At 49.4% G+C, this 21540-nt stretch carries 37 protein-coding genes; 36 read left to right on the forward strand and 1 reads right to left on the reverse strand.

The window, feature by feature from the left end:
• From HYT77_09540 to HYT77_09715, 36 genes are all read left to right on the forward strand, one after another.
• On the forward strand, positions 1 to 106 hold a 106-nt coding region (locus HYT77_09540), incomplete at its 5' end, for a hypothetical protein (protein MBI2068239.1).
• Positions 107 to 149: 43 nt separating this feature from the next.
• Complete coding sequence (gene rpsJ, locus HYT77_09545; protein MBI2068240.1) at positions 150 to 476, forward strand: 30S ribosomal protein S10; 327 nt, start codon at positions 150 to 152, stop codon at positions 474 to 476.
• A 17-nt stretch (positions 477 to 493) separates the two neighbouring features.
• Positions 494 to 1123: a 50S ribosomal protein L3 gene (rplC, locus tag HYT77_09550; protein MBI2068241.1), complete on the forward strand. Its 630-nt coding sequence runs from the start codon at positions 494 to 496 to the stop codon at positions 1121 to 1123.
• On the forward strand, positions 1120 to 1740 hold the full coding sequence (gene rplD, locus HYT77_09555) for a 50S ribosomal protein L4 (GenBank protein MBI2068242.1): 621 nt from the start codon (positions 1120 to 1122) through the stop codon (positions 1738 to 1740). The genes rplC and rplD overlap by 4 nt, the downstream gene beginning before the upstream one ends.
• Positions 1737 to 2024, forward strand: coding sequence for a 50S ribosomal protein L23 (gene rplW / locus HYT77_09560; protein MBI2068243.1), 288 nt, complete (start codon positions 1737 to 1739; stop codon positions 2022 to 2024). The genes rplD and rplW overlap by 4 nt, the downstream gene beginning before the upstream one ends.
• Positions 2024 to 2854, forward strand: coding sequence for a 50S ribosomal protein L2 (rplB, locus tag HYT77_09565; protein ID MBI2068244.1), 831 nt, complete (start codon positions 2024 to 2026; stop codon positions 2852 to 2854). The genes rplW and rplB overlap by 1 nt, the downstream gene beginning before the upstream one ends.
• Positions 2854 to 3201 (forward strand): 30S ribosomal protein S19, encoded by a 348-nt coding sequence (gene rpsS, locus HYT77_09570; protein MBI2068245.1) that lies wholly within the window; start codon positions 2854 to 2856, stop codon positions 3199 to 3201. Before rplB ends, rpsS begins: the two co-directional genes overlap by 1 nt.
• A 4-nt stretch (positions 3202 to 3205) precedes the next feature.
• A complete protein-coding gene (gene rplV / locus HYT77_09575; GenBank protein ID MBI2068246.1) occupies positions 3206 to 3538 on the forward strand; it encodes a 50S ribosomal protein L22 in 333 nt (110 codons plus the stop codon).
• Positions 3539 to 3543: 5 nt separating this feature from the next.
• On the forward strand, positions 3544 to 4200 hold the full coding sequence (gene rpsC / locus HYT77_09580; protein MBI2068247.1) for a 30S ribosomal protein S3: 657 nt from the start codon (positions 3544 to 3546) through the stop codon (positions 4198 to 4200).
• Between the two features lie 6 nt (positions 4201 to 4206).
• Positions 4207 to 4629: a 50S ribosomal protein L16 gene (gene rplP / locus HYT77_09585; GenBank protein MBI2068248.1), complete on the forward strand. Its 423-nt coding sequence runs from the start codon at positions 4207 to 4209 to the stop codon at positions 4627 to 4629.
• A complete protein-coding gene (gene rpmC / locus HYT77_09590) occupies positions 4619 to 4807 on the forward strand; it encodes a 50S ribosomal protein L29 (GenBank protein MBI2068249.1) in 189 nt (62 codons plus the stop codon). The genes rplP and rpmC overlap by 11 nt, the downstream gene beginning before the upstream one ends.
• 3 nt (positions 4808 to 4810) lie before the next feature.
• Entirely contained in the window at positions 4811 to 5086 is a 276-nt protein-coding gene (gene rpsQ / locus HYT77_09595; protein MBI2068250.1) for a 30S ribosomal protein S17, read from the forward strand.
• Positions 5083 to 5451 carry a 50S ribosomal protein L14 gene (gene rplN, locus HYT77_09600; GenBank protein MBI2068251.1) on the forward strand — a complete coding sequence of 123 codons (369 nt, stop codon included), beginning with the start codon at positions 5083 to 5085 and terminating at the stop codon, positions 5449 to 5451. Before rpsQ ends, rplN begins: the two co-directional genes overlap by 4 nt.
• A 17-nt stretch (positions 5452 to 5468) precedes the next feature.
• Entirely contained in the window at positions 5469 to 5783 is a 315-nt protein-coding gene (locus tag HYT77_09605) for a 50S ribosomal protein L24 (GenBank protein MBI2068252.1), read from the forward strand.
• On the forward strand, positions 5780 to 6319 hold the full coding sequence (rplE, locus tag HYT77_09610; GenBank protein MBI2068253.1) for a 50S ribosomal protein L5: 540 nt from the start codon (positions 5780 to 5782) through the stop codon (positions 6317 to 6319). The genes HYT77_09605 and rplE overlap by 4 nt, the downstream gene beginning before the upstream one ends.
• Before the next feature lies 1 nt (position 6320).
• Entirely contained in the window at positions 6321 to 6506 is a 186-nt protein-coding gene (locus HYT77_09615; GenBank protein MBI2068254.1) for a type Z 30S ribosomal protein S14, read from the forward strand.
• Positions 6507 to 6519: 13 nt separating this feature from the next.
• Entirely contained in the window at positions 6520 to 6915 is a 396-nt protein-coding gene (gene rpsH, locus HYT77_09620; GenBank protein MBI2068255.1) for a 30S ribosomal protein S8, read from the forward strand.
• A gap of 15 nt (positions 6916 to 6930) precedes the next feature.
• A complete protein-coding gene (gene rplF, locus HYT77_09625) occupies positions 6931 to 7485 on the forward strand; it encodes a 50S ribosomal protein L6 (protein ID MBI2068256.1) in 555 nt (184 codons plus the stop codon).
• Positions 7482 to 7838 (forward strand): 50S ribosomal protein L18, encoded by a 357-nt coding sequence (locus tag HYT77_09630; protein ID MBI2068257.1) that lies wholly within the window; start codon positions 7482 to 7484, stop codon positions 7836 to 7838. The genes rplF and HYT77_09630 overlap by 4 nt, the downstream gene beginning before the upstream one ends.
• A complete protein-coding gene (rpsE, locus tag HYT77_09635; GenBank protein MBI2068258.1) occupies positions 7839 to 8318 on the forward strand; it encodes a 30S ribosomal protein S5 in 480 nt (159 codons plus the stop codon).
• On the forward strand, positions 8315 to 8758 hold the full coding sequence (rplO, locus tag HYT77_09640; protein MBI2068259.1) for a 50S ribosomal protein L15: 444 nt from the start codon (positions 8315 to 8317) through the stop codon (positions 8756 to 8758). Before rpsE ends, rplO begins: the two co-directional genes overlap by 4 nt.
• On the forward strand, positions 8758 to 10065 hold the full coding sequence (gene secY / locus HYT77_09645; protein ID MBI2068260.1) for a preprotein translocase subunit SecY: 1308 nt from the start codon (positions 8758 to 8760) through the stop codon (positions 10063 to 10065). Before rplO ends, secY begins: the two co-directional genes overlap by 1 nt.
• Complete coding sequence (locus HYT77_09650) at positions 10062 to 10679, forward strand: adenylate kinase (protein MBI2068261.1); 618 nt, start codon at positions 10062 to 10064, stop codon at positions 10677 to 10679. The genes secY and HYT77_09650 overlap by 4 nt, the downstream gene beginning before the upstream one ends.
• On the forward strand, positions 10676 to 11422 hold the full coding sequence (map, locus tag HYT77_09655) for a type I methionyl aminopeptidase (protein ID MBI2068262.1): 747 nt from the start codon (positions 10676 to 10678) through the stop codon (positions 11420 to 11422). The genes HYT77_09650 and map overlap by 4 nt, the downstream gene beginning before the upstream one ends.
• On the forward strand, positions 11419 to 11532 hold the full coding sequence (gene rpmJ / locus HYT77_09660; GenBank protein ID MBI2068263.1) for a 50S ribosomal protein L36: 114 nt from the start codon (positions 11419 to 11421) through the stop codon (positions 11530 to 11532). The genes map and rpmJ overlap by 4 nt, the downstream gene beginning before the upstream one ends.
• A gap of 3 nt (positions 11533 to 11535) precedes the next feature.
• On the forward strand, positions 11536 to 11922 hold the full coding sequence (rpsM, locus tag HYT77_09665; GenBank protein MBI2068264.1) for a 30S ribosomal protein S13: 387 nt from the start codon (positions 11536 to 11538) through the stop codon (positions 11920 to 11922).
• Between the two features lie 23 nt (positions 11923 to 11945).
• On the forward strand, positions 11946 to 12389 hold the full coding sequence (rpsK, locus tag HYT77_09670; protein ID MBI2068265.1) for a 30S ribosomal protein S11: 444 nt from the start codon (positions 11946 to 11948) through the stop codon (positions 12387 to 12389).
• Between the two features lie 11 nt (positions 12390 to 12400).
• Entirely contained in the window at positions 12401 to 13027 is a 627-nt protein-coding gene (rpsD, locus tag HYT77_09675; GenBank protein ID MBI2068266.1) for a 30S ribosomal protein S4, read from the forward strand.
• An 18-nt stretch (positions 13028 to 13045) separates the two neighbouring features.
• Complete coding sequence (locus HYT77_09680) at positions 13046 to 14056, forward strand: DNA-directed RNA polymerase subunit alpha (GenBank protein MBI2068267.1); 1011 nt, start codon at positions 13046 to 13048, stop codon at positions 14054 to 14056.
• A gap of 5 nt (positions 14057 to 14061) precedes the next feature.
• Positions 14062 to 14598 (forward strand): 50S ribosomal protein L17, encoded by a 537-nt coding sequence (gene rplQ / locus HYT77_09685; protein MBI2068268.1) that lies wholly within the window; start codon positions 14062 to 14064, stop codon positions 14596 to 14598.
• Positions 14595 to 15128: a TlpA family protein disulfide reductase gene (locus HYT77_09690; protein ID MBI2068269.1), complete on the forward strand. Its 534-nt coding sequence runs from the start codon at positions 14595 to 14597 to the stop codon at positions 15126 to 15128. Before rplQ ends, HYT77_09690 begins: the two co-directional genes overlap by 4 nt.
• Before the next feature lie 24 nt (positions 15129 to 15152).
• A complete protein-coding gene (locus HYT77_09695) occupies positions 15153 to 15596 on the forward strand; it encodes a transcriptional repressor (protein ID MBI2068270.1) in 444 nt (147 codons plus the stop codon).
• Position 15597: 1 nt separating this feature from the next.
• Entirely contained in the window at positions 15598 to 16689 is a 1092-nt protein-coding gene (locus tag HYT77_09700; protein ID MBI2068271.1) for a cupredoxin domain-containing protein, read from the forward strand.
• Positions 16690 to 17020: 331 nt separating this feature from the next.
• Complete coding sequence (locus tag HYT77_09705; GenBank protein MBI2068272.1) at positions 17021 to 17266, forward strand: hypothetical protein; 246 nt, start codon at positions 17021 to 17023, stop codon at positions 17264 to 17266.
• Between the two features lie 9 nt (positions 17267 to 17275).
• The gene (locus HYT77_09710; protein MBI2068273.1) at positions 17276 to 17893 is read left to right on the forward strand and encodes a MotA/TolQ/ExbB proton channel family protein; all 618 of its coding nucleotides are present in this window, start codon (positions 17276 to 17278) and stop codon (positions 17891 to 17893) included.
• Positions 17894 to 17908: 15 nt separating this feature from the next.
• Positions 17909 to 18313: a biopolymer transporter ExbD gene (locus tag HYT77_09715; protein ID MBI2068274.1), complete on the forward strand. Its 405-nt coding sequence runs from the start codon at positions 17909 to 17911 to the stop codon at positions 18311 to 18313.
• Between the two features lie 7 nt (positions 18314 to 18320).
• On the opposite strand, the gene HYT77_09720 is transcribed toward HYT77_09715, so the two are convergent.
• A complete protein-coding gene (locus HYT77_09720) occupies positions 18321 to 21335 on the reverse strand; it encodes a S8 family serine peptidase (GenBank protein MBI2068275.1) in 3015 nt (1004 codons plus the stop codon).
• Positions 21336 to 21540 lie beyond the last annotated feature (205 nt).

Raw genomic sequence — 21540 nt, forward strand, 5'->3', positions numbered from 1 at the left:
TGTGGATCTGATCACACCGATTGCGATGGACAAGGAGCTGCGGTTTGCGATTCGAGAGGGAGGTCATACGGTCGGTGCCGGAGTCGTCGCTGAGGTGGTCGAATAGAAGGAGTGATTAAGGGAGTAGTGGAAAGAGGGAAGGAATTATTATGGCAACTGAATACGACAAGAGTTCGAAGATAAGGATCCGATTGAAGGGGTTCGATTATCGTCTCTTGGATCAATCGACCGGAGAGATTGTGGAGACGGTTCGGAGGACGGGTGGACATATTGCGGGTCCGATTCCGTTGCCGACGCGGATTGAGAGGTACTGTGTTCTCCGTTCTCCCCATGTCGACAAGAAGTCTCGCGAGGCGTTCCAGATCAGAACGCACAAGAGATTGTTAGATATTCTTGAACCGACGCAACAGACGATCGATGCCTTGATGCGGCTTGAACTAGCGGCCGGCGTTGAGGTTGAGATCAAAATGCTCTGAATTTGAGGCAGGGAATTATGAGCCAGGAGAAAAAAGGGATTTTAGGCAAGAAGGTTGGAATGACACAGCTCTTCGGGAAGGCGGGAGAGTTGCTGCCTGTTACCGTCATTGATGTCACTGGTTGTCGTGTGGTTCAGAAGAAGTCCAAGGAGAAGGAAGGGTATGAGGCGGTTCAGCTTGGATTTCAGGAGATCTCTGAAAAAAGGGCCAGCAAGCCGCTTAAGGGGCATTTTAAAAAGCACGGTCTGAGCGTCATGCGCTACCTCCGGGAGTTTCCCGCCGGTTTTGGAGAGGGTCTTAAGGAGGGTGATTCGATCAAGTCGGACATTTTTAAAGAGGGCGATTTGATAGCGGTAACTGGCGTAACAAAGGGGAAAGGTTTTCAAGGGGTCATCAAGAGACATGGAAAGAGTGGAGGGCCGGCAAGTCATGGATCTCGTTTCCATCGCACCACGGGGTCGATAGGACAGCGTACCTCGCCAGGAGAGGTTTTTAAAAATATGAAATTACCGGGACACTTGGGAGACGAAACGGTGACAGTGAAAAACCTTCAGGTTGTCGAGGTGAGGGAGAATCTCCTCTTTTTAAAAGGGGCTGTCCCTGGAGCGAATAATAACCTGGTTATGTTGAGGAAGGTTCCATCATGACGCCGGAGATTACAGTTTATAACAGTGCAAAGAAGAAGGTTGGAACACTGGCATGGCCTGAACAGCTTTCGGTCGAGGTAAGTACCGGACGCATCCATCAGGTGGCCGTGAATCAGTTGCGGAATCGGCGCCAAGGGAATGCCCATGTTAAAAGCAGGCATTTTGTTTCGGGGAGCACGAGAAAAATTTATCGCCAGAAGGGAACCGGCCGTGCGCGACATGGAGACATCAGGGCTCCTCTTTTTGTCGGAGGAGGTCGGGCGTTTGGTCCTCGCGCTCGTGATTGGACCGTCAGGACTCCTCGTCAGATCAGCCGGGCTGCCTTGCGTGATCTTCTTTCACTTCGCCGTTCGGAGGAGAAGCTTTGGATCGTGGATCGTCTGGAGATGAAGGCGCCAAAGACAAAGGAGGCGTCGTCCCTTCTTGCCTCTTTTGGTCTCTCATCGGGGCTTGTTGTTTTGGGAGAGGCAAATCCGGCCGTCGAGAGATCAATGCGGAATCTGGCAACATTTAAGGTGACAAGGGTTGATTCGCTGAATCTGCTCGACCTGCTTCGTTATGAAAATCTCATGATGACGCAGTCGGCCTTTGAAACGTTGGTCAAGAGGTTTTCATGAAGTCATTGGAACAAATTATAATTCGTCCCTTGATTACGGAAAAAGCAGTTCTTGGGAGGGCGTTTGCTCGCTATTATTTTGAGGTCGCTCGGGATGCCTCAAAACCGGCGATTCGAGAAGCCGTTGAAAAGTTTTTTAAGGTCAAGGTGGAGGAGGTTCGGACCATTAAAATTCCAGGTAAAAAGAGGCGATATGGTCGCCAGTTGGGAATGAAACCTCCTTCCAAAAAGGCGATTGTGACCCTTCGTGAGGGTCAGAAAATTGAAATTTTGGAGGCTGAATAGTGGCCATTAAAAACTACAGACCGATAACGTCGACGACACGGTATCAGACGGTGATCGATTTTTCATCCCTTACGGACAAAAAACCGGAAAAACGTTTGCTGGCTCCTCTGGCAAAGACGGGTGGAAGAAACAACACTGGTCGTGTCACGATGAGATGGATTGGTGGGGGTCACAAGCGTCGTTACCGAGTCATTGATTTTCGCCGGGACAAGAGGGGAATCGTGGGACGTGTTGAGGCCGTTGAATACGATCCCAACCGTTCTGCGTTTATTGCGCTTGTTCTCTACAAGGATGGTGAGCGACGTTACATCCTGGCTCCTACGGGTGTTCGGGTTGGCAGTCAGATTCTTGCCGACAAGGAGGCGGAGATTGAGCCGGGTAATCACTTGCCTCTGAATGCAATTCCATTGGGTACAGGAATACATAATATCGAATTTGAACCGGGTCGCGGTGGCCAGCTGGTAAGAAGTGCAGGAGGAGTGGCCCAGTTGCTTGCCAAGGAGGGGGAAATGGCCCAGGTTCGTCTTCCCTCAGGTTCGGTTAGAAAGTTTAGGAGCGATTGTTGGGCAACGATTGGACAAATTTCGAATTTGGACCATGAAAATATCGTTATTGGAAAAGCGGGCCGGACACGTTGGTTGGGGCGATTACCGAGTGTACGCGGTGTTGCGATGAATCCTGTTGATCATCCGCATGGAGGTGGTGAAGGCAAATCGAAGGGTGGAAATCATCCATCATCCCCGTGGGGGCTCCCGACCAAGGGATATAAGACCCGCCACAACAAGAGGACAGATCGATATATTGTCAGCGACAGGAGGGTTAAGATCTAATGCCACGATCACTAAAAAAAGGACCTTTTGTTGAAGAGCATCTGCTCAAAAAGATCCAGGTTGCGACTCAGTCAAAGAGTCGGAAGGTTATAAAGACATGGTCTCGGAGATCGGCGATCACTCCGGACTTTGTTGGATTGACCTTTGCTGTTCATAATGGTCGAAAGTTTATCCCCGTTTTTGTAACCGAAAATATGGTCGGCCATTGCCTTGGGGAATTTGCCCCGACAAGACTGTACAAGGGTCATACCGGTATCCGGAAGGCAGACAAAGAACCAACAGCACCAGGGGCGGCCCCGGCGGCTCCAGCAAAATCGGCCCCGGCTGCAGCAAAGGGAGGGGCTTAATCCAATGGCTCAATTTACGGCCCATTTGAGATATCTTCGTGTTGCCCCCAGAAAGGTTAGGCTCGTTGCCGATACCTTGAGGGGACAAAAGGTTCAGGAGGCCTTAGATCGTTTGCTTTTTTCCAAGGCCTCGTCATCGAAGGACTTGGCCAAGTTGATTCGTTCGGCTGTTGCTAATGCGGACAAAAAAGGGGGCGTCGATATCGATCGATTGATTGTGAGAACATTGTACGTTAATGAAGGGCCTATTTTGAGAAGGTCTCTTGCTCGGGCCCGAGGGAGTGCTTCCAGGATTAACAAGAAGACGAGCCATATAACTCTCGTCTTAGAGGATTAACTATTATGGGACAGAAAACTCATCCCTATGGATTTCGTTTAGGAATTACCAAGCCTTGGTTGTCGCGATGGTATACCGAGAAGGATTACGCCCACTTTGTGGCCGAGGATTCCAGGATTCGTCTTCTTGTCAAGAAGAGGCTCTACAGTGCTGGAGTTTCCAGGGTAGAGATTGAGCGCCGTGGTGGTGTGGTGGCCATAAAAATTTATACAGCAAGGCCTGGATTGGTCATCGGCAAGAAGGGGACCGGAATCGATGCCCTCAAGATTGATTTGGCTAAAGATCTCAAGAAAGAGATTGATGTGAGCATTCATGAAGTCAGGAAGGCGGAGCTAGATGCCCAACTGGTTGCTGAAAATATTGCGATGCAGCTCGAAAGGCGTGTTGCTTTTAGGCGGGCCATGAAGAAGGCAGTGACCCAAGCGCTCAAGCTCGGTGCGCTTGGTATCAAGGTAAAATGCGGAGGCCGGCTTGCCGGTGCCGAAATTGCCCGAAAAGAATGGTACCGCGAGGGGCGTGTTCCCCTTCATACGCTTCGGGCTGATATCGATTATGGTCAGGCCGAAGCGTTGACAACGTACGGAAAGATCGGTGTGAAATGCTGGATTTACAAGGGAGATGTTTTCGGTGTTGTGACCCATGAGGAGGCCCAAGGGGCTTAAAGTGAGATGCTTCAACCGGCAAGATTAAAATTTAGGAAGACCCAGAAGGGCCGTGTTTACGGCCTGGCAACGCGTGGTCAGTACGTGAGCTTTGGTGATGTCGGCCTTCAGTCTCTGGAAAGGGGTCTCGTGACATCCCGGCAGATCGAGGCTTGTCGTTTGGCGATGGCGCGTTTTCTTAAAAAAGGGGGAAAGGTTTTTATCCGGATTTTTCCCGATAAGCCGATTACGAAAAAACCGGCTGAGACACGTATGGGAAAAGGGAAGGGGGCTGTTGAGGGATGGGGTTGCCCCATAAAACCGGGGCGTGTCCTTTTTGAGGTGGGTGGGTTGGCGTCGGATGTTGCTTCCGAGGCCCTTTTACTTGCCTCTTCGAAGCTTCCTGTGAAAACGCAATTGGTAACAAGGGAGAAGTTTCGTGGAATCTAAGGTTTTAAGAGAGAAAAAGCCGGAAGAGCTGGTGAGGACGCTCAAGGATTTACGACATGAGATGGCCGACTTGACGCTGAAGGTGCGGATGGGAACCTCTAAGGAGGTTGCGAAACTGCGGCAGATCCGAAAGACCATTGCACGTGTTCTTACGATTCAGCATGAGAGGAGTCTTTAATTTATGAGGAGACGAGAGATGGTTGGTGTTGTTTTGAGTCACAAAATGAGCAAGACGGCTGTCGTTCGTGTGGAGCGAAGGACGGTCGATCGGCGTCTGCATAGGGTGCAGGTGAAACAGAACAAATTCAAGATTCATGATGAACGGGATGAGGCAAAGATCGGCGACACGGTTCTCGTCGTTGAATGCCGTCCTCTTTCCTGTGAGAAAAGGTTTCGGTTGAAAAAGGTATTGAGAAAAGGGGAAGAAGGATTGGCCCCTGAGGTGGGCGTGGCATGATCCAGAATGAGACAGTTTGTAATTCTGCCGATAATTCGGGTGCGAAGAAGTTGTTATGTATCAGGGTGATGGGTGGCTCCAGGCGTCGGTATGCAACGCTAGGGGATGTCGTTGTTGTCGCCGTTAAGGAGGCGTTGCCCAATGCCAAGGTCAAGAAGGGCGACGTCAAGAAAGGAGTCATTGTCAGAGTGGCCAAGGAGGTCCGTCGGCAGGACGGGAGTTATATCCGTTTTGATGACAACTCGATTGTTCTGATTGACCAAGCCGGAGAACCTCTGGGAACACGGATATTCGGCCCCGTGGCTCGTGAATTGAGGGCGAAAAAGTTCATGAAAATTATTTCGCTCGCGCCGGAAGTTTTATAGGGAGAAGGTTTTAAAAAATGCGGATTCGAAGAAATGACCAAGTGATTGTGATTAGTGGAAAAGAGAAGGGAAAGACCGGAAAGGTCTTGTCCGTTCTATTGGAGGAGAATCGTGCTGTTGTTGAGAAGCTCAATATGGTTAAGAGGCATCAGAGGCCGACGGCCAAGATGAAACAGGGTGGTATTGTGGAGAAGGAATTGTCCATTCACCTGTCGAATCTCCTTTTGTATTGCTCCCGCTGTTCCAAAGGGGTTCGTGTCAGGATCAAGACGGATGACAAGGGTGGCAAGACAAGACGGTGTGCCCGATGCCAGGAGGCATTTGCAGCATGACATTTGAAGAGATTTACAAGAAGAAATGCATCCCCGAACTCATGAAACAGTTGGGGGTGAAGAATACAATGGCGGTACCCCGGCTTGAAAAGATAGTCGTTTCCAGCTGTCTTAAAGAGGCCGTTCAGGACAAGAAGGTTCTGGACAAGGCGGTGGAGGAACTCGGTCTGATTACCGGGCAAAAGGCTGTCATTGCAAAAGCGCGCAAGTCGATTGCCAATTTCAAGCTGAGAAAGGGGATCCCGATCGGTTGTCGGGTCGTTCTGAGGAAAAAGATGATGTTTGAGTTTCTGAACAGGTTGATCAATGTGGTGCTTCCCCGGACGAGAGACTTTCACGGGATTTCACCGAAAGGTTTTGATGGGCGCGGAAATTATACTTTTGGCATAACAGAGCAGATTGTTTTCCCCGAAATTAATTTTGACAAGATCGACAAGGTTCGCGGGATGAATGTGACGATCGTCACGACGGCGAAGACGGATGAACACGGAAGGGCGCTTCTGAGGCTTTTGGGAATGCCTTTTCGGGAGAATTAAAATGGCAAAAACATCACTCATTATAAAAGCTCAGAGGAGTCCCAAGTTTAAAGTCCGGCAGTATCACCGTTGCACTTTTTGCGGCAGGCCGCGCGGCTTTTTACGTCGTTTCGGAATGTGTCGCCTTTGTTTCAGGAAGAGGGCGCTTGCAGGCGAACTCCCGGGTGTTGAAAAGGCCAGTTGGTAGGAAGGAGAGTCGAATGACCGATCCTATTGGAGATATGTTAAGTCGGATTCGTAATGCGCAATGTTCGCGTCATGAATCCGTCAAGATCCCGTTTTCTCAGATCAAGCTTGAGATTGTGAAAATTTTGCACAACGAGGGGCTAGTGGGTGCTTATCGGCTCGCGGCGACTCCCAAGGGTGGAAAAGAGGTTGAGGTGGCACTTCGCTACCGGGACAAAAAAATTCCGATTATTAGTGAGCTAAAGCGTTCCAGTCGTCCTGGGCGACGTATTTATGTTGGGTATGATGAGATTCCATCCGTTTGTAGTGGTGTAGGAATTGTTATCTTGTCGACTTCCAAGGGAATTATGACAGAGCGTCAGGCCCGGGAGATGAAGGTTGGTGGGGAGATCATTTGTACTGTTTTGTAGTTTAAATGAGGAACTATGTCACGCGTTGGAAAACAGCCAATCAAGATTCCGGAAAAGGTTAAGGTTTCCGTTCAGGGGAATCTGATCCGTGTTGAGGGTCCTCTTGGAAAATTAGAGCGTCATCTGGATCCACTTTTGAAGCTGGTTGTCTCTCCTCAGGAACTTCTTGTTCAGAGAGGAGAGGAGACTCCAATCGCCTCCTGTCGACAAGGACTCAACAGAAATTTGATTCGCAATATGGTGCAGGGGGTCAGTCAAGGATTCCAGAAAGTGTTGCAGATCAACGGGGTCGGTTTTAGGTCTGAGGTGAAGGGGAAGGAACTACATTTGGCTTTGGGGTATTCGCATCCGATTGTTTTCCCGATTCCTGAGGGGATTAAGATTGCCGTTGAAAAACAAGTTCGTGTGACAGTTTCCGGTTCGTCACGAGAGTTGGTTGGAGAGACAGCGGCCCGTATACGAAAATTGAGATTGCCTGAACCGTATAAGGGAAAGGGAATCAAATATGAAAATGAGGTATTGTTGCATAAGGTTGGTAAGGCGGCTGCTGGTGGAGGTGGAGGAAAATGAGTAATAATAAAGCCGAGGCGCGGGTAAGAAGGCATCAACGTCTTCGAAAAAAAGTTAGCGGGACGAAAGAGATGCCTCGTTTGTCCCTCTACAGGAGCCTGTCCAATCTGTACGCTCAGTTGATTGACGATGAGAAATCGGTGACACTCCTGGGGCTTTCAACAAAATCGAAGGAGTGTGCCAAGATTGATGGTGGAAATATCAGTGGGGCCCGTCAATTTGGACTTTTGTTTGCCAAGAGGGCCAAAGAGAAGGATCTCTGCAAGGCGGTTTTTGATCGAGGTGGATGGATGTATCATGGGCGTGTGAAGGCATTTGCTGATGGTGTTCGAGAAGGAGGAGTGAAAATCTAAATGGCAACAAAAGAAGTCAGCCCTTTTGTGGAGAGAATTGTCGATGTGCGTCGTGTGGCCAAGGTTGTTAAGGGAGGCCGAAGATTCAGCTTTTCTGCCCTCGTCGTTGTTGGGGATCAGAAGGGGCGTGTTGGTGTCGGGTTGGGAAAGGCCGCTGAGGTTCCTGAGGCGATTCGGAAGGGGACGGAAAAGGCGAAGAAGAACTTTATTCAGGTTCCTTTGGTTGAGGGGACAATTCCACATGAGGTTTTGGGCAACTATGGATCAGGATCCGTCCTCATGAAACCGGCATCACAGGGAACAGGAGTTATAGCGGGTGGGGCTGTCCGGGCGATTCTTGATGTCGTTGGGCTCAAGGATATATTGACGAAAAGTCTTGGAACGAGCACCCCCCACAATGTGGTCAAAGCGGTCGTCGATGGACTCAAGAAACTTCATTATCGTGAAGATTACAGTCGTTGGAGAAGGGGTGTTTCATGAATCTGGGGAACTTGATTGCTCCTGATGGTGCTCGAAAGAAGAAAAAGAGACTCGGTCGTGGTGAGGGATCGGGTCATGGTGGAACTTCCACCAAGGGGCACAAAGGACAAAAATCAAGATCGGGAGGTACGATCAGTCCCGGTTTTGAGGGGGGGCAGATGCCGCTTATCCGCCGCCTTCCCAAGCGCGGTTTTGTTCCTTGGACAAGACGTGAATTCTCTGTTGTCAATGTCGGAGATCTAGGAACAATTCCTGAAAATACGGTTGTAGATCTTAATTATCTTAAGAAAAATGGATTTTTGAAACAGGAGCTTGACGGGTTGAAAATCCTTGGCGACGGAGAGATCAAGGTCCCCTTGGTGATACGGGCTCATCGGTTTTCAAAAACGGCACAAGAGAAAATCAAGAATGCCGGGGGAAGGACAGAGGTCGTCGAATAATGGCTCTTCCGGTTGTGAATCTTGCTCGCATTCCCGAGCTGCGAAAGCGTCTTCTTTTTACGGTGCTCCTGCTAGCGGTCTATCGTTTGGGAGTCTACGTTCCGACACCTGGGGTTGATACCGCCCAGCTTAGCAACATAATCCAGAGAGGAACCGTTTTTGAGATTTTCAACCTCTTCTCCGGAGGCGCCTTGGAGAGATTTTCCGTTTTTGCGCTGGGAATAATGCCGTATATCAGTGCTTCCATTATCCTGCAGTTGTTGACAGTCGCCGTTCCCAGCCTTGAGAGACTATCAAAAGAAGGGGGAGAGCAGGGGCGGAGAAAAATTACGCAGTACACTCGGTACGGGACTGTTCTCCTTTCACTCATTCAAGGATTTGGAATAAGCTATGGTTTACAAACCCAGGGTGTTATTCTGCCGGGGATTGGTGGACTCTCCTTTTATCTGTCGACGATGATTACCCTGTCAGCAGGAACCTGTTTCATCATGTGGCTAGGAGAACAGATTTCAGAGAGAGGAATCGGGAACGGGATTTCACTCATTATTTTTGCCGGTATTGTTACTTCAATCCCCGGTGGTTTTCGCGATGCCTGGATGACCAAGGAGCAGTTCGCCGGTCTATTTGGATTCCTTCTTTTGTTGGCATTTATTTTCTTGGTTGTTGCCTTTATCATTTTTTTTGAACGGTCTCATCGGCGGATCCCTATCCAATACGCTAAGAGGGTTGTGGGGAGAAAACTCTACGGAGGACAGAGTACCCATTTGCCGCTCAAATTGAATTCCGCGGGTGTTATTCCACCCATTTTTGCTTCCTCTCTGATCTTGTTTCCTGCGACGATGGCTCAGTTTGTTCAGAATGAAAAAATCAAAACAGTTGCAGCGCTATTGGGGACGGGCTGGCTTCACGATTTTCTGTATGTCGCCCTGATTATATTTTTCACCTATTTTTACACAGCGGTGACGTTCAATCCTTCCGATGTGGCGGACAACATCCGTAAATTTGGTGGCTTTATTCCGGGTATTCGCCCTGGACCAAGTACCTCGGAGTATATTGATCGTATCTTGGCAAGGATTACACTGGGCGGCGCCCTTTATCTCGCAGGCGTTTGTGTCTTGCCACAAATTTTAATAACACAATTTGGAATCCCGGGCTCTTTGGCCACCCTGTTTGGGGGGACCTCACTTCTTATTGTTGTTGGTGTTTCAATGGATACGCTGGCACAGATTGAGGCTCATCTTTTGGCACGAAATTATGAAGGGCTCATGGGAGAGGGGAAGGGACGTTTTCGTGGGAGGAGGGGATGAGGATGATTCTTTTGGGGCCACCGGGAGCCGGGAAAGGAACTCAAGCCAAAAAACTGTCACAGCGAATGGGTATCCCTCAAATTTCAACGGGTGACCTGCTTCGTACAGAGAGGGAGGCGAATACCGACTTGGGCAGAAAAGCAGCTCAGTATATGAGTGAGGGAAAGCTGGTGCCCGATGAACTGGTCGTCAGTATGGTGACAAAACGCCTCCAACAGAGCGATTGTCAGCAAGGAGTTATTCTGGACGGATTTCCACGCAATATTGATCAGGCAAAAGGTTTGAGTGTGGATCGCGTCATCTATTTAGATCTTCCTAGGGAGGAGATTGTACGACGACTCTCGGGCAGGCGTTATTGCGTTGATTGCAAGGAGAATTATCAGCTGGATTCTTGCCCCCCCAAAAAGACTGGCTCCTGTGACGTTTGTGGGGCGCAGTTGGCGCAGCGAGACGATGATCGTGAGGAGGTTATTCGTAAGAGGCTTCAGGTCTATGAAGTGGAGACGGCCCCCCTCGTAGAACACTACGAGAAAAGAGGACAGCTGGTTCACATATCCGGCAGAGGTTCTGTCGATGATATTTTTTCGAGGATCCAGAAGGCGCTTGGGATATGATTGTCCTGAAATCGAGGGAAGAGCTTGCAAAGATAAGAAAGGCCTCAAAAATTGTGGCGGTTATTTTAAAGGAAATAGAAGAGATGATTAGGCCGGATGTGACAACCGAGGAGCTGGATCGTTTTGCGGAGGAAAGGATTCGTAGTTTGGGAGGGGTTCCTGCCTTCAAGGGATATCGTGGTTATCAGGCGACACTTTGCACCTCGATCAACGAGGAGGTGGTGCATGGAATTCCGTCCAAGAGAAGTTTAAAGAATGGCGATATTATTGGGATTGATTGTGGGGCGATTGCAGATGGTTATTATGGAGATGCCGCGGTTACCTTCCCCGTAGGTCAGATTTCGGAGGAATCGGCAAAGTTGATACAGGCGACTCGTAAGGCATTGGAGTCAGGCATACAGATGATGCGGGTAGGGAACCGGTTGGGAGATGTTTCCTATGCCGTTCAGTGCCAAGGGGACGCATATTCCTATGGAATTGTTAGGGATTTTGTTGGCCATGGGATAGGGCGTGCCTTGCATGAGGAGCCTCAAGTCCCCAACTATGGGAGTCCCCACACCGGGATTCGGCTCTCGCCCGGTCTTGTCCTGGCCATTGAGCCGATGTTTAACTTGGGGACCCATTTAGTAAAAGTTCTCGATGATGGCTGGACAGCAGTCACAACTGATGGTAGACGATCCGCCCATTTCGAACATACGGTTGCTGTGACGGAATCAGGTCCGGAGGTTTTAACAGTTTTATGAAGGTACGTTCATCGCTCCATAAGATTTGTGCCAAGTGCAAAATTGTCAAGCGGAGCGGTGTCGTGCGGATTATCTGCCCCAACCCGAAACATAAGCAGAGACAAGGATAATTTATGGCACGCATTGCCGGATTAGATCTTCCTTCAAAGAGAGCTGTTGTCGTGGCCCTTCAGACAATTCATGGAATCGGCTGGACAACGGCAGAGAATATTTTGAAAAAAGCCGGAATTGACCGAAATCTCAAGACCGAAAAACTTTCGGATCAGCAAGTGGGTAAGATACGGGAAATTTTGGAGCAGTCTCATAAGGTAGAGGGTGATTTGAGAAAAGAGACAGCAATGAACATCAAGCGTCTCATGGATTTGGGGGCTTATCGTGGGCTCCGTCATCGGATGAAACTGCCGGTTCGGGGCCAGAGGACGCACACCAATGCACGAACAAGAAAGGGACGTCCTCGTATTGCGATTGCCGGTAAAAAGCAGGCAAAGGCCCCAACCTAATTTAAGAATTGAGGGAAAGATTTATGGGTAGCACAAAACCTAAAACAGTCGAAGGCGTGGAGGCGGCTCCTCAAGCAGGGGAAGCGAAGAAGGTTGTTCGAAAAAAACGCTCCAAGAAGCTTGCACCAGTTGGTGTTGTGCATGTTCAGGCCAGTTTCAACAACACGGTAATTACCGTTACGGATCCGACAGGCAATACCGTTTCCTGGTCGTCGTCAGGGGCGAAGGGATTCAAAGGATCGCGCAAGAGTACCCCCTTTGCGGCCCAGGTTGCAGCAGAAGATGCGGCCCGCAAGGCGGTGGAACAGGGGATGAGGACTGTCTCCGTGATTGTGAAGGGACCTGGTGCTGGACGCGAGGCGGCCCTTCGTGCGATTGCTTCAGCGGGTCTCCGGATTACAGGGATTCGTGATGCGACCCCTATTCCTCATAACGGTTGTCGTCCGCCTAAACGAAGACGCGTGTAAGGGAGGTTCATTTGGCAAAGTATCTTGATTCAGCCTGTCGGATTTGTCGTCGTGAAGGGCTCAAACTTTTTTTGAAGGGCCAGCGCTGCTATACGGAAAAATGTGCCTTCGAAAGACGCGAATATGCTCCCGGTGTTCATGGACAAAAGAGGGTAAAGCTTTCTGAGTATGGTGTGCAGTTGCGTGAAAAGCAAAAAATCAGGCGTCTTTACGGTCTGATGGAAAAGCAGTTTCGGTCTGTTTTTCAGGAGGCCTCGAGGAGAAAAGGGCGTACGGGAGAGAATCTTTTGAACATGTTGGAGAGGAGACTTGATAACATGGTCTATCGTCTTGGATTTGCCAATTCGCGTGGAGAGGCTCGTCAGCTTGTCCTCCATGGACATTTTGAGGTGAATGGACGCAGGGTCAAAATTCCATCCTACCAGGTGAAAATGGGCGATGAAATTTCGGTTCGCGAGAAAAGCCGTGCGATGGTGAGGATTCAGGAGTCGCTTGAGGCTGTTGATCGCCGCGGTATTCCGGGATGGTTGGAGCTTCAGAAGGAGAAATTTTCCGGACGTGTGAAAAGTTATCCTGCACGGGAAGAACTAACGCTTCCGATGCAGGAACAACTGGTTGTTGAATTGTACTCAAAATAATTTTTAGGAGGAATCACTATGTATCGTAACTGGCGCAATCTCATCAAACCGAAAATGCTCGAATTTGAAAAGGAGGCAAGTACCTCCACTTACGGTAAGTTTGTAGCAAGCCCTTTGGAGAGGGGCTTTGGTCAGACACTGGGGAATGCGTTACGCCGCATTCTTCTCTCCTCCCTCCAGGGAGCCGCCATCAGCAATGTCAGAATCGATGGTGTCTTGCATGAATTTGGCACAATCCCTGGAGTTGTTGAGGATGTCGCGGATATCCTGCTCAATTTGAAACAGGTTCGCCTCAAGATCCATTCTGGAGAGATGGACACCATTCGCCTCGAAGTGAAGGGGGAAAAAGAGGTTTGTGGAGCCGACATCCAGACGGGTGAAAATGTTATCGTCTTGAATCCCGACGTCCATATTGCAACGCTGAATGCAGAAGGGAAACTCAAGATAGAGATGACGGTTAAAATGGGGAAGGGATACGCCCCCAGCGAGAGAAACAAGGGCGAAAAGGATCCGATCGGGATGATTGCCCTTGATTCGATTCATTCACCTGTCACCAAGGTGAACTACATGGTGACGAATGCTCGCGTCGGACAGATGACAGATTATGATCGTTTATCACTCGAAGTTTGGACAGATGGTTCGGTGCTTCCGCTGGATGCGGTTGCCTTTGCCGCGAAGATTCTGAAGGAGCAGTTGCAGATCTTCATCAACTTTGAGGAGATAGCGGAACCGGTTATTGAAGAGAGAATCGAAGAGAAGCCTGCCTTTAACGAAAACCTGAATCGACGGGTTGAAGAGCTTGAGCTCTCGGTCCGGTCAGCCAATTGTCTGGAAAATGCACAGATTCGCTACATTGGAGAGCTTTGCCAGAGGACAGAAGCCGAGATGCTCCGGACGAAGAACTTTGGAAGAAAGTCATTGAATGAGATCAAGGAAATTCTTGCCGAGATGGGGCTCAATCTTGGCATGAAGCTTGAGGGGTGGATGGCTCCGAGAGAAACAGAAAAACCCAAGGAAGAGATTGAGTAACCCTGATGCGGCATCTGGTTGATCATAGAAAGTTGGGTCGTACGACCTCTCACCGCAAGGCGATGCTACGCAATATGGTAACATCCCTGGTTCTTCATGAGCGGCTCGAGACAACCTTGCCCAAGGCAAAAGAACTGAGGCGGTTGGCCGATCGTATGATCACTTGGGGCAAAGAAGGTGGTTTGGCTGCCAGACGTCAGGCCGCACGCGTTCTTCAATCACCAGAGGCGCTTAAGAAGCTTTTTAATGGGCTTGCTAAACGGTTTGAGGATCGGCAGGGAGGCTACACCCGGATTCTTCATTTTGGCTTCCGGCGGGGTGATGGAGCCCCAATGGCAGCGATTGAATATCTCGGATATGAAACGCCTCAGCCTTTGAAGAGAGAAGAGAAAAAGGGCGAGAAGCAGAAAACAAAGAAAGTCGTTCCGGAAAAGAAAGTTTCAACAAAGGCGGGTGGCAAGGAGCCAGCCAAGAAGAAGCAAGAGGGGAAGAAGGATAAGAAGGGGTGGGGGCTTTTTAGTCGTAAGAAGAAGAATGGATGAGGACGAGAAGCTTTGTCCTGCTCCTCTTTGCGCTCTCCGTCATTTTTTGTTTTACTCTTTATAGAGAAGGAAAGCAGCCGGGTGAACCAGCTCCCGATTTTTCCCTGCCAACAGAACAACGGCAGGTCCGATTGTCCGATTATCGAGGCCAATTTGTTTTACTAAATTTCTGGGCAACCTGGTGTCCTCCCTGTGTTGCCGAGATGCCATCTTTGGAAAGGCTGCATCAGCGCTTTCAAAATGAATCCTTTGAAATACTGGCCGTCAGTTTGGATGAGGACTGGGCTTCGATCCGACGTTTTCGACAGAAAATTCCGCTCACGCTAAAAATTCTCCTCGACCAAGGAGGGGAGATTGCCTCTCTCTACGGAACTCATCAAATTCCTGAGACTTATCTTGTTGATGATTCAGGAGTGATCGTTAAAAAAATTATTGGGCCAAGACAATGGGATGATGAGAAGGTGGCACGGGAGATCCAGCTCTTACTCTCTTCAAAATCCGTGGTTGACAGGTTCCCGTCTTCAGAATAACTGATATTGAAAATCAATTTCATTATGGAAACCCGTGGCAAAAAAATGGAGATCTATCGGCACTACTTGCGAACAAAACATCTCAAAACCACGAAGCAGCGGGACCGGATTGTGGAGGAGTTTCTTCGAGTTCATCAGCATCTGACCGTTGAGGAGCTTCTATTCCGTGTTCGTCGTCAGGATGCGAGTATCGGTCCTGCGACGGTTTATCGGGCGCTCAAACTTTTAATAGAGTGTGGTCTTGCTAGCAAAAGGGAATTTGGGGGAGGGAAGGCTCGGTATGAGCAGGGGACGGATCGTCACCATGATCATCTGATCTGTGTTGGATGTGGCAAGATTGTTGAGTTCGAAAATGAAGAGATAGAGAAGCTCCAGATTAAAGTCTGCAAAAAAAATAAATTTCATCTTGCTCATCACAAGATGGAACTCTACGGCACCTGTTGCCAGTGTCAACGAAAGGGGGCCTAAAATGCACGAGGTAAGTCAAGGGGTGGTGCTTCTTGCGGGTGCGATCGCCGGCTTCACTATTTACCTGGGGTTGCCGGTTGCCCTCTTGAGAGTCTCTCTCCGATGGCGCCTTTTTCTAAGTGCCGGTTCAGTGGGGGTGCTCCTCTTTCTTTTTGTAGAAATCAGCTATCAAGTGATGGAGCAGATTGAGTCGATTCTAAAGCTTGCCGTTATGGGCTACCGGACTTATTTTGAATTTTACCGGCACGTTGGAATATTCATTTTTGGTTTTGCCTTTGCGCTTGTCTCCCTTCTTCTTTTTGAGATAAAATTTATACGAAAACCGAAAGGAGAGGAAAGGTCGTCGGCCCGGCGAATGGCCCTGATGATTGCTTTTGGGATTGGGCTTCATAACTTTAGTGAGGGTTTGGTGATTGGGCAGCAATTCTCGGGTGGGGCCTTGGCCTTGGGTTATCTGCTTGTTGTGGGGTTTGCCCTGCATAATGCGACGGAGGGATTTGGTATTGCAGCACCCCTTGTTGACAATCGCCCCTCCTTCCTATTTCTTTTCATGTTGGGCTTGATCGGAGGGGGCCCGACGTTTCTTGGGACGTTTGTGGGGACGCAATGGACCTCCGAAATAGCCGAGTCCCTTTTCTTGTCTCTTGCGGCTGGTGCCATTCTTTATGTTGTTGGTGAATTGATACACTTGGGACGGGTTCGTGGGGGGTATATCACGGCGAGCCTTGGCTTACTCTTTGGTTTTTTCGTTGCCTTTGGATCGGACCTTGTCATTGAAAAGGCGACGACCTCCTCTTTTTTATCAAGGGCCGAGTCAAAGGAGATTCAGATGTACGCGGGGGATTTTTTTTTCAAACCGAGTGAGATCCATCTGGAGGCAGGCAAGTCTTATAAGCTGGTTGTTTCTAACCAAGGTGAAGTGGATCACGAAGTCGAATTTCTGGGATTAGGAGAAGAGATCGAACAGGTTGTTCCTTGGAAAGGTCAGACGGCGGTTCTTTTGGCTCCCCGGCATGGTGGCCGGTACCCCTTTATTTGTGATATGCCAGGGCATCTTTCAAAAGGGATGCAAGGCTCTCTCGTTGTCCACTGAGGGTTGGCAGGCCGCCTATTGCAAGAAGGGATTGACTTTCAGCTCGTTTTGGAATTTACCAAAGATATCTTATCCAGAGGCTCTGGCGTCGCAGGCGCGGGTTTAAGGAAAGAGGATAGCTCTAACCTAAGTCCTTCGGTTCATAAATTCGGTGACGAATTTATTTACTCAGGACTGGTGCTGAGCGAGTAATTTTGTTGATTTTTTTGGCTTTGTATATACGTCATAGTAATCACGAGTCGAAGTGCTAAGGACAGAGTTGAAGGAATTATTTCAATTCTTTTCGCGGCGATGGCGCCTACGGCCCCTCTCAGAGGGAGGGCGTGAAAATTTGCAAGCAAAAAAGATCGTTTTACCCCCCGAGGAGTCTATTGCCGCAGAATCTTTTGAAATGGATCAGCGGACCGACCACTCCATTCTTGTCGGCCGATTTATCATCAGGGGACAGGTCATGCTCGTTTCTCATTCCCAATGGGAGGGGGACTCTCATCCATTGACCGTTACTCAACGGAGAGAAATTTTGAGAAGAACGATTCAGGAACGATTGAGAAAGCTTCGAGAGTACCGAAAAAACTGATTCAAGGCTATGTGGGCAAAAATTTATTATTATTTTGATGTGGGTGGTTGGTGCATGTGGGGGATCGCTCTCTGTTCCGTGCTCGCTTTGGCGGTTTTTCTTGAAAGGCTCTTCGCTTTGCATAAGGAGATTGTTCTTCCAAGGAGTCTGGCGATTGAGGTGCAGGATCTTGTTCGTCGTGGGCTGATTGCTGAGGCGGTCACTTTGTGCCGAAAGAAGGAATCTCCTCTGGGTCGGGTGATTCAGGTTGGATTGGAGAATGCCGGAAAACTTCGCGAAAGAATCAAGGAACTCGTTAATGAGGTGGGTCAGAGAGAGGCAAGCCGTCTTGGTCGCTACATGGCTATTTTAAATACGACCATCAGTGTTGCACCGATGTTGGGTTTTTTAGGCACCGTGATAGGCATGGTTGACCTTTTTACTTCCGTTGCAGCGGTGGGGGAGGTGACGAACATCGGAATGATTGCCGATGGTATTTATAAAGCACTTTATACAACGGTGTTTGGTCTGGTCGTCGCAATTCCAGCGACTCTTTTTTACCGCTTTCTGTCAGCGCGTGTTGAGTCGCTTGTTTTAGAGATGGAAGAGGTCTCATTCAAGATTGTTGACCTGATTAAGAATGAATAAGAGAGGATCAAGCCATTGGCCTTTCTGAAGAAACGAGTCGAGGAGGAGGTCGGTTTCAACGTAACCCCTCTGGTCGATGTGATGTTCAACCTCCTTATTTTTATTATTATCACGGCCCAGTATTCCAATATTCAATCGCTTAAAGTGAATCTGCCCAAGGCCCAATCGGGGACGACCATGGAAAAGGAGGAGGAGACCATTGTAGTGACCCTGACCAAGGAGGGGCAAGTCCACCTCAACGACGAAAAGATCCCGTTGGACGATTTAAAGCCAAGACTTGTTTCTCTCTCTGCCAGAGAGAATCCGCCCCGAGTTATCCTTCAGGCGGATCGTGATTCTACAACAGGGGGTCTGGTCAAGGTGATGGATTTGGCTTCTCAGGCAGGTCTTAAGAAGATCTCGATTGAAACCAAGAAATAGTTTTCCCTTAATTTCTTCTGAAGACAAGATCATCAAACCAGAAGGTCCCACGACCGCTACGATCGATCCCAAATTTAATTTGTGCCGTTGCGGCCCCCGCCGGGGCGGGGAGGAGCGATGAGAATTGTTGCCATTCGGACCTTACTTTCCCAAGTTTTGCATTCTCAGCCCTGATCAATCTTCCCGAACTATTAAACCACGCAAGGGTCACGAAAGGACGTGGGGTATTGAGGATACTCAAACCACCAACGGCCTTGATCCAGCCAGAGGCATAGTATTGATGACCCGCTGTCACTGGGATAGAGCTTAAACTGCTTACGGTAGTTTGTCTTCCTCCTCGAGGAGATGGTGTCAAACGGGCCGCCTTTGCGCCAGAGTGAAATGTTGTCGTGTCAATCGTTGCCCCAGTCGAAAACTGCCAATCTGTTTGATCCTCTTCGAACCCGGGGTTTGTCAAGAGATTCGGATACTGGGCCCTCACAGTAACCGGTTCAGAATAGGGCGATTCATTTCCCGCCAGGTCAATAGCGGAGACCTCATAGGTCAGGTCGATTCCGATCGGCTGGTTCGTATCGATAAACTGCGTCTCTGTCGCTGTCGCAACAAGGGATCCATAGCGGTAAATCCGATAACCTTCGACACTTATATTATCGGTTGCGGGTTGCCAGCGGAGGGTCACACTCGCCGTGTCATCAGGCTCCAGAGAGACAGAGGCCTCGAGCCCCGTGGGGGTTGTCGGAGGTTCGCCAGGGGTCCAAAAGGTATGCTCTGAGACAGACTCTTCATCAGGGTGGCCAAAAAGATGAATTCTTAAATGATAAAAGGTTTCCGGGCTTAGGTATGAAACGTGGGAGGTGGAAACTCGCCTCAGAGGATTTATAGGTTCGTCTTCAAATTGACCGAGAGGATCTCCCGTGGGACCCTCCCACTCTGATCGTTGTGGTCCCCAATGATCAATAGGGGGTGGATCTATATGAAAAACGCTCCTTTCGATTGTCTGAGGAGTTGAGAAGTCAAGGTGAGCCACGTAATATGGGGGGTGACCGGGAGGGGGGGTATAAAGCTGAAACCTGGGATTAAAGCGTGTTACTTCAAGAGGGTAATTATTATAGTAAACAAAGATATCCTGCGAGGTCGTATTGCCATATTGATCATACGCCACTGCTCGTATGCGCCGCGGTCCACCATCCCTTGCGGCTGTCGAATCCCATTCATAACTCCATTCCGTTGTCCCGGTGGCATCTAGAAAAGACCAGGCCATGGGATCCCTATCGAATGACAACGCGACGCGTGCCACTTCGCCATTATCTGATGCCGTTCCTCGGACGGTGATCGGTCCGGACAAAACGTTGTCAGGCCCGCCTTCAGGAGACTCTATCTGAATGGTCGGAGGAACGATGGGTCCTTTAAAGACACCAACCCTCTCGTAGAAGGTCGTCCCATCTTGATTATCGATACTGAGTCGGATGATATAGGACTGTTCCGTCGTAAGGGGAGTCATATCAAATGTGCCGAGAACCCCATTCGTTACAGGCGTTGTGCTCTCACTGATCGGGATCCATGTGATCCTAACGTTGGGATAATCTAGAGAATATCCCTCACCATACTCAAGTCGATACCGTGAAAAATTGCGGCTCGTTGCGGTTCCGCGGATTTCAATAGTCCCTTCGACTGCCTCACCGTTTCTTGGGGCCGCGATGAGACTCTCTCCGAATGTCGTTGTCGTGAGAGCCGGTACAGCGCGGATCAAACCATATCCCAAATTGGGGCAGAACTCGTTTGAACAAAACGGAGAGTCCGAGGATGATTTCAGGATCTGTCGAATCTCTTGTACGGTTAATGTTGGATTTTGCGAGATGAGAAGTGCTGCGAGTCCCACCACATGTGGTGTCGCCATACTTGTTCCATCCCAAGCGACGGTTCCACCGCCAAGAATCGTGGAGAGGATACTCACACCGGGGGCGACAACATCAAGCTTATGTCCCTGATTGGAAAAATAGGCCCGGGTGTTATTGGGTTGGGTAGCACCAACTACGATGACGCCTGGGGTATTTGCGGGATAGAAGTATCGGATATCCGCGCCATAGTCATTTCCGGCCGCCGTAACGACGACAACACCGAGGTTTAGGGCATAGTTTACGGCATCTTCGATACCCTGCGAGAAGAAGGGGCCTCCAAGACTTAAATTGATGATATCGGCACCGATGTCGGCGGCATAGGTGATACCGGCAGCGACCGCATCGAAGGGGCATCCTCGCCGACGATCCGGGAAGCAGACCTTGACCGGGGCTACTTTTGAGTTATAGGCGACACCGATCACGTCGAGACTGTTATTCCCGATACCGGCGATCGTCCCCGACACATGCGTTCCATGTCCACCGTCATCGATCGGATTATTATCCCTGTTGACAAAGTCCCATCCCCTCGAATCATCAATAAAACCGTTTTCATCGTCATCAACGTTATTCCCAACGATTTCAGAGCTGCTTGCCCAAATGTTGGTTGCCAGATCGGCATGATTGTAATCGACACCGGTATCGACAACGGCCACCGTGATACCATCGCCCGTTTCAATATCCCATGCCTCCTCCATGCCTATTCGACTCAGTCCCCACAGGGAATTTTCGGGAAGATTCTCACCCTCTGGATCCCATGCGGGGTCGTTTGGAATCATAGTGAGATCCAATGCCTGAATTCGTTCCGCATATTCAACGTCAGCCTCTTGTTTTAATTGATTCAGTTTTTCATTGATCCTCTCTTCAGCAACCTTTGGGTTTGTCATCGGGAGGTTCCCAAGATCAAGTTCCAGAATATAGGATTGCGTGAGTTCAGGAGTCGGAAAGTTGCGTTGGACTCGATTCGAACGACGCTGGAATCTTCCTTTGAGTTCATTGGTCAGAAGCATCTCTGATTTACCCGTCTTCTTCTTTTTATACACTTTGCCCGGATGTAGCGGTCGGATCTCTTTAAGTCGATATTTCTCAAAGAGGGTTCGAAGCTTTCTGTCACCACCGTGATTCATGAGTTTGAGGGTGTTCAACGGCAATTTGCCTTCAATCTTGTTTGCTGTTTCCTGGCGGTATTTGACAAGTATTCTCGGGATCGGAGCGACGGTCGTAAAACTTGGGGGGGGAGAGGAAGACCCGGCGTTAAGAGCCGTTGGATAAAAAAGAAAACAAATCCCGATTATCCAAAAAGCGGCAAAGATTTTTTGAAGAGACATCTGA

The organism is Deltaproteobacteria bacterium (genome assembly GCA_016180855.1).
GTDB lineage: Bacteria > UBA10199 > UBA10199 > JACPAL01 > JACPAL01 > JACPAL01.